This is a genomic window from Paraburkholderia humisilvae (assembly GCF_902859855.1).
Classification (GTDB): domain Bacteria; phylum Pseudomonadota; class Gammaproteobacteria; order Burkholderiales; family Burkholderiaceae; genus Paraburkholderia; species Paraburkholderia humisilvae.
This window is the reverse complement of the sequence record NZ_CADIKH010000374.1, coordinates 1-1,121: the sequence shown is the minus strand read 5'-3', so window position 1 is coordinate 1,121 and position 1,121 is coordinate 1. Positions and strand designations below refer to the sequence as shown.

1 protein-coding gene is annotated in these 1,121 nt (G+C 65.7%); it reads right to left on the bottom strand.

Annotated features, from left to right (window positions below):
- Nucleotides 1-1,121, bottom strand: a 1,121-nt coding sequence (gene gspE / locus HV796_RS42620) for a type II secretion system ATPase GspE (RefSeq protein ID WP_175233601.1), incomplete at both ends; no start/stop codon positions are given.

Sequence of the window (1,121 nt, the reverse complement as noted above, 5' to 3'; positions counted from 1 at the left end):
GATTGCGTCGTCAACCAGTAGCAGTTCGTAGACGCCGCGTCGTCCCGCATAACCCGAATGCCCGCACTTCTCGCAGCCGACCGGGTGCCACTGCTTGTGGCCTTCTTCTTCGCGTTCTTCCTTGCATACCGGACACAGGCGCCGCACGAGCCGCTGCGCGAGCACGCCGAGCAGCGAAGAAGCCAGCAGATAAGGCTCGACGCCCATGTCCGTCAGACGCGTCACCGCTGAAGCCGCATCGTTCGTGTGCAGCGTTGCGAGCACCAGGTGACCGGTCAGCGACGCCTGCACCGCGATCTGCGCGGTTTCCAGGTCGCGGATTTCGCCGATCATGATCACGTCCGGGTCCTGACGCAGGATCGAGCGCAGCGCCCGCGCGAAGGTCATGCCGATCCGCTCATTGACCTGCGTCTGGCCGATGCCGGACAGGTCGTATTCGATCGGGTCCTCGACGGTCATGATGTTGGTGGTCGCCGTCTCCAGACGCGACATCGATGCGTACAGCGTCGTCGTCTTGCCCGAGCCGGTCGGGCCGGTCACCAGCACGATGCCGTGCGGGCGCGCGATCAGCTTGTCGAACTGGCGCAGCGTGTCCTGCGCCATGCCGAGCGCCTCGAGATTCAGCCGCTGCGCATCCTTTTCCAGCAGACGCAGCACCGCGCGCTCGCCGTGGCCGGTCGGCAGCGTCGACACCCGCACGTCGACCGGACGGCCGCCCACGCGCAACGTAATGCGCCCGTCCTGCGGCAGACGTTTCTCGGCAATATCGAGCTGCGCCATGATCTTGATCCGCGAGATCAGCGCGCCGTGCAGCGCCTTCTTCGGCCGCACGACATCGCGCAGCGTGCCGTCGACGCGAAAGCGCACCACCGACGCATTCTCGAACGGCTCGATATGAATATCGGAAGCCTGCTCGCGTGCGGCCTGCGTGAGCAGCGCGTTGATCATCCGGATGATCGGCGCGTCGTCTTCGGACTCGAGCAGATCCTCGACCTCGGGGATATCCTGCATCAGCCGCGACAGATCGACTTCGCCTTCCACTTCTCCGACCACCTGCGCGGCGCTGCCGTCCTGGCGCGAATACGCGGCGTTAATGGCCTGCGCGAGTTCGTCGGCGGGCA